We start from the raw sequence: 5745 nt of genomic DNA, 5'->3' as shown, positions 1-5745 counted from the left end.
ATCTGAAAAAGATGTTTGAGGCGGAACAACTGGATGTGATGCTGTGCACCCAGAACATGATCCACCGGCTGCCCAACTGTGAATTCCACCCTATGGCCGAAGCCGCGCTGTATGCGGTTCTTCCCAAGGATTCCCCGCTGGCGGCCCGCAGTGAACTGCATTTTGAGGATCTGAAAGACCAGCGCATCCTGACGCTGCACCCCAAGATGGTCCCCTTTGAGCAGTCCAACCGGCTGCGGGACTGGATCATTGAGCACAGCCTGAATCATCTGGACATCCACTGCGAGAGCGACCGTGCGGGCATTCTGCTGGCAGAATGCGGGTACGGGGTGGCGCTGTTCCCGGAATTTTACACGGTGGACCTGCCTGATACTATGGTCCGCCTGCCCTTTGAGCCGGGCTGCGAACCGCTGACGTTTGGGGTGGCCTGCCGCAAACAGGGCAAGGACACCTATACCAAAGAATTTGTGGGGCATTTTTCCCGCCAGAATCCCTGAGAAAGACCCGGGCACACCGAAAGGGTGCCCGGGTCTTGTGCGGGCGGCGGCAAAATGGCGGGGAGTACTTGCAGGATGGCGGGTTTTGGCCTATGATAGTAAGGCGGCGCTGTGCCGTATAACCGGGAGGTGCAAGACCGAATGCAAACCAATGCCCGGGCCCTGACCGAAGGACCCATTACCCCCACGCTGCTGCGCTTTGCGCTGCCCATGATGCTGGGCAATCTGCTGCAGCAGCTGTACAATATTGCCGATACCCTGATCGTGGGGCGGTATGTGGGCGCCGATGCCCTGGCCGCCGTGGGTTCGGCCTATACCCTGATGACCTTTTTGACGTCCATTCTGCTGGGGCTTTCCATGGGCAGCGGCGTGGCGGTGTCCATCTCTTTCGGACGGGGGGACGCATCCCGCATGCGGCGGGAGATCTTCCTCTCCCTTTGCATGATCGGCGGCACGGCGGTGATCCTGAACATTGCGGTGTTTTTGCTCATTGACCCCATTTTGTGGCTGCTGCAGGTGCCTGCCGAGGTGCGTGGGCTGATGCGTACCTATCTGCTGGTGATCTTTGCGGGCATCGGGGGCACCTTTTTATATAACTACTACGCCTGTCTGCTGCGGGCGGTGGGGGACTCGGTGCGGCCGCTGGCGTTCCTGGGCTTTTCCGCTGTGCTGAACATTGTGCTGGATGTGGCCTTTGTGCTGGGCCTGAACTGGGGCGTGGCCGGTGCGGCCTGGGCCACCGTTATTGCCCAGTGGCTGTCCGGTGCGGGCCTTTGCGTCTATGCCTTGGCCACCCGGCGGGACCTGCGGCTGACCCGCGCCGATGCCAGGTGGGACGCCCCCTGCGCGGGGCATGTGTTCCGGCTTTCCTTTATTACAGGGGCACAGCAGTCCATCATGAATTTCGGTATCCTGATGGTGCAGGGCCGGGTGAACAGCTTCGGTCCCGCGGTCATGGCTGCTTTTGCCGCCGCCGTCAAGATCGACTCTTTCGCCTATATGCCGGTGCAGGATTTCGGCAATGCCTTCTCCACCTTTATTGCCCAGAATTACGGCGCCGGGCGGTATGAACGCATCCGCCGCGGTACCCGCAGCGCGGTGGCGGTGAGCATGCTTTTCGGTGCGGCGGTGAGCGCCGTGGTCTTTGTGCTGGCCCGGCCGCTGATGCTGATTTTTGTGCAGCCGGAAGAAACGGAGATCCTGGCCGTGGGTGTGCAATATCTGCGCACCGAAGGGGCGTTCTACTGCCTGATCGCCCTGCTGTTCCTGCTTTACGGCTTCTACCGTGCCATCGAACGGCCCGGGATGTCGGTGGTGCTCACCGTGATCTCTCTGGGGCTGCGGGTGGTGCTGGCCTATGCCCTGTCGGCCATTCCGGCGCTGGGGGCTGCGGGCATCTGGGTGTCCATCCCCATCGGATGGGTCATTGCCGATGCGGCAGGCTGCCTGCCCATGGCAAAGTTCTTCCGCACCCTGCCCCGGGAAGAAAAACAGTAATTGCAAACGCTCCTGTACCCATCGGTACAGGGGCTTTTTTGTGCGGAAGCGGCAGGGGAAGGGGACAGCCAAGGGAAAGATGCTGACCGGTTGCAGGGGTTGACAGGGAAGGCAGGGCATGGTATACTGTCTACGAAGTTAGATATAGCTAACTAGAAAGCCGCAAAGGGCTGCCCCATAGCGGCGTTTCTTTTTTCATGATGGTTAGTTAATGCTAACCAACGATTTCCCAAAGAAAGGAAGGCTTATCCATGTGCGAGGAACTGATGATCCGTCACGGGTCGCCCACGTTGGCCGGGCTGAAAACCGGCAGTCTGTTTACCTGCCCCTTTGCGGAGGAACAGGCCATGCGGGATTGTGTGCGCTGCTGGAACCACCGGCTGGCCCCCAAAGGGCTGCGGGTCATGCCCCTGCGCTGGCAGAAGGGCCGGGCGCTGATCTACCTGTACCGCCCTGCCCGGCTGGCCCGGGACCTGCAGCGGCCCGAAGTCCGTGCGCTGCTGGCGCCCCGGGGCTACTGCTGCGATGAACCGGCCCGCTGCCTGGGACGGCTGATGCAGCGGCTGCGGGAACAGGATGAATTCCCCCATGAGATCGGCCTGTTTTTGAGCTACCCGCCGGAGGACGTGGAAGGGTTCATCCAAAGCCCGGTATGCGGCTTCAAATGCATTGGCTGCTGGAAAGTCTACGGTGACGCGGCGGCAGCCCGGCGGACTTTTGGCCGGTATTGCCACTGCACCCGGGTCTACTGCGCGCGGTTTGCCCAGGGGTTCCCGTTGGAGCGTCTGGCGATGGCGGGGTAAAGTTTTGCACAAAACAACCACCCCTTGTGGAAAACGCAGGGGATGGTCCTGTTTAAAAAAGGAAAGTGTGCTTGACAGGAAAGAAACCGGGCCAAAAAAATAGAAAAACCGCCCCGGGGCTGGAAAGCGCCCGGGGCGGTTGTGTGTTTTTTTACTGGTTGTTCTCGTCGCCGGTATGGTCGGGACGGACAATGTCGCGCACGGCGGCGGCGATGGCTTCGGCAGACAGGCCGTAGTCACGCAGCACCTCATTGGCGGGGCCGGAGTGACCGAACTGGTCCTGTACACCCAGACGGCGGACGTAGCAGGGCAGCTTCTCGCTGAGCAGGCTGCAGACCGCTTCGCCCAGACCGCCGATGACATTGTGTTCCTCGACGGTGATGATGCGGCGGCATTCCCGCGCGGCGGTGAGGATGATCTCCTCATCCAGGGGCTTGATGGTGGGCATGTTGATGACCCGCACATTGATGCCCTGGCGCTTGGCCAGCACCGCAGCCCGCAGGGCTTCGCTGGTCATCAGGCCGGTGGAGATCACGGCGATATCGTAGCCGTCGGTGAGCTTTTCGCCCTTGCCGATCTGGAACTCGTAGGTTTCGGGATCATGGAACACCGGCGAAGCCAGACGGGACAGGCGCAGGTACACCGGGCCGTTGTAGTTGTAAGCGGCGATGACGGCGGCACGGGCCTCCACGTCATCGGCGGGGCTCAGCACCACCATGCCGGGGATGGAACGCATCAGGGCGATATCCTCGCAGCACTGGTGGGAGGCACCGTCCTCACCTACCGAAAGACCGGCATGGGTGGCGGCGATCTTCACGTTCAGGTGGGGGTAACCGACCGTGTTGCGGATCTGCTCAAAGGCACGGCCGGCGGCAAACATGGCAAAGGTGGACACAAAAGGCACAAAGCCCATGGTGCTCATGCCGGCGGCGGCGCCGACCATGTTCTGCTCGGCAATGCCGCAGTCAAAGTGACGGTCGGGGTATTCGTTGCGGAAAACTTCCGTCTTGGTGGCGGCGGCCAGGTCGGCATCAAACACGACCAGATTGTCGGCGCCCTGACGGGCCAGTTCTACCAGCGTGTTGCCGTAGCTGACGCGGGTAGCAATTTTTTTCATCTCAGCCATTGTTGAGCTCGATCTCCTTTTCCAGTGAATCATAGGCCGCGCGCAGCTCTTCCATCGCCAGAGCGTACTCGTCATCGTTGGGCGCTTTGCCGTGCCATTCCACTGCGTTCTGCATGTAACTTACGCCCTGGCCCTTGGTGGTGCGCAGCAGGAAGCAGGTGGGCTTGCCGCTGCCGTGGGACAGGTCGAACATCTTGAACGCCTGCTCCAGCTCGGCAAACGAGTTGCCGTTGCACACGATGGTGTTGAAGCCGAAAGCGTCCATCTTGCGGTCCAGCGGCTCGGAGTTCATGACCTGGCGGGTGGTGCCGTCGATCTGCAGACCGTTGACGTCCACCATGATGCACAGGTTGTCCAGCTTGTAGTGGTTGGCAAACATAAAGGCTTCCCAGCACTGGCCTTCGTCGATCTCGCCGTCACCCAGCAGGGTGTAAACGTTGATATCGCTGCCCAGCTGCTTGGCCGCCAGCGCCATGCCGCAGGCCGTGGAAACACCCTGGCCCAGGCTGCCGGTGCTCATATCCACACCGGGCACCGTGTTCATGTTGGGATGGCCCTGCAAATAGCTGTTGGAATGGCGCAGCGTGGGCAGGTCGGACACGGGGAAAAAGCCCCGCTCGGCCAGCGTGGCGTACAGCGCGGGTGCGCAATGGCCTTTGCTGAGCACAAAACGGTCGCGGTTGGGGTCCTGCGGCTGTTCGGGGTCAACGCGCATCTCACGGAAGTACAGATATGTCAGGACATCCGCAGAAGACAGGCTGCCGCCCGGATGACCGCAGCCTGCGCCGTGGGTCGCTTCGATCACGCCCATCCGCACGCGGGTCGCAGTCAACTTTAACTGCAGCGTTTCCAGTTTTGTCATAGTCAAGTTCCTCCGGTCCGTATAAAAAGTCAGACGGTACACCACCGCCACATAATGCACTACCTTATATTATACACAAACGGACGCGGCTGGCAAGATTTTTTTACAAATTCGGGCGGTTTTCGGTGTGGTTCGGCGGTTTTCACCGCGAAAAAAGGCGCCTGGGTACAAGGGTTTTGTGCGTTGTGCCAAAAAATGAGAGGAATCGGCCCCAAAGAACGGCAAATTGGTACTTGCGCCCGGGCCCGTTCTGCCTTATAATTCTTACAAAAGCATAGCGCGGCCAACCCTTATATAGGGCAGCCATCCGGCAAATGCACTATATTTGGGGAGGGACAAGAATGCCTAACGGAATCTACATTCAGACAGAATACCACGGCAAGCTGATCCGCAAGATCGTGTGCAACGGCGAGGAACGCTGGTTCATCGGTTCGGACTGCGCAGTGACTTTTTCCACGATGGATGACTGCATGGCGGCAATCGACCGTCTTGCCTGATATCAGAATTTACCCCCGCCACCTCATCCGCCGTCCGCGGATGGGGTGCGTTTTCTTTTTTGGTGGACTGTATCGAGGTGTATATGGGTAAACAAAAAATGACCTGGCGCCATATCCTGCGCAAGATCCTCTCGCTGGTATTCAGCCGGCTGGTGGTCACCGGTGTGCTGCTGTTATTGCAGATCGTATGGCTGGTGATCCTGTTTTACCGGCTGAGCGATTACGCCGCCTGGCTCAACGGCGCCGGGCTGGTGCTCAGCGTGATCATGTGCCTGGGGCTGATCCGGCAGGATTCCACCGTGCCGGAATTCAAGATCAGCTGGCTGATCCTTTTCACCGTGATGCCGGTGCAGGGCGGGCTGCTCTATCTGCTGTGGGGCGACAAACGCCCCGCCATACGGCTGCGCCGCCGGATGGAACAGGCCGAGGCCCAGCTGGCGCCCCTGCGCACCCCCGACCCCGC

General features: G+C 60.3%; 7 protein-coding genes. 5 read left to right on the top strand and 2 right to left on the bottom strand.

The window, feature by feature from the left end:
* The 3 genes from H6B10_RS12190 to H6B10_RS12180 all read left to right on the top strand — a co-directional run.
* Positions 1-497 (top strand): LysR family transcriptional regulator substrate-binding protein (locus H6B10_RS12190; RefSeq protein ID WP_204651853.1); only part of this gene is annotated, 497 nt, incomplete at its 5' end.
* Positions 498-638: 141 nt separating this feature from the next.
* A complete protein-coding gene (locus H6B10_RS12185; RefSeq protein WP_204651852.1) occupies positions 639-1994 on the top strand; it encodes an MATE family efflux transporter in 1356 nt (451 codons plus the stop codon).
* A 251-nt stretch (positions 1995-2245) separates the two neighbouring features.
* On the top strand, positions 2246-2797 hold the full coding sequence (locus H6B10_RS12180; RefSeq protein WP_204651851.1) for a DUF3793 family protein: 552 nt from the start codon (positions 2246-2248) through the stop codon (positions 2795-2797).
* Positions 2798-2948: 151 nt separating this feature from the next.
* On the opposite strand, the gene H6B10_RS12175 is transcribed toward H6B10_RS12180, so the two are convergent.
* Positions 2949-3923, bottom strand: coding sequence for a transketolase family protein (locus H6B10_RS12175; protein ID WP_204651850.1), 975 nt, complete (start codon positions 3921-3923; stop codon positions 2949-2951).
* The gene (locus H6B10_RS12170; RefSeq protein ID WP_204651849.1) at positions 3916-4785 is read right to left on the bottom strand and encodes a transketolase; all 870 of its coding nucleotides are present in this window, start codon (positions 4783-4785) and stop codon (positions 3916-3918) included. Before H6B10_RS12170 ends, H6B10_RS12175 begins: the two co-directional genes overlap by 8 nt.
* A 341-nt stretch (positions 4786-5126) precedes the next feature.
* Here H6B10_RS12170 and H6B10_RS12165 point away from each other — a divergent pair, with 341 nt between their 5' ends.
* Positions 5127-5282, top strand: coding sequence for a hypothetical protein (locus H6B10_RS12165; protein ID WP_204651848.1), 156 nt, complete (start codon positions 5127-5129; stop codon positions 5280-5282).
* A gap of 83 nt (positions 5283-5365) precedes the next feature.
* On the top strand, positions 5366-5745 hold a 380-nt coding region (locus tag H6B10_RS12160; protein WP_204651847.1), incomplete at its 3' end, for a PLDc N-terminal domain-containing protein.

The sequence above is a fragment of the Gemmiger formicilis genome (assembly GCF_016901605.1).
Classification (GTDB): domain Bacteria; phylum Bacillota; class Clostridia; order Oscillospirales; family Ruminococcaceae; genus Gemmiger; species Gemmiger formicilis_B.
This window is presented reverse-complemented; position numbering and strand designations above follow the sequence as displayed.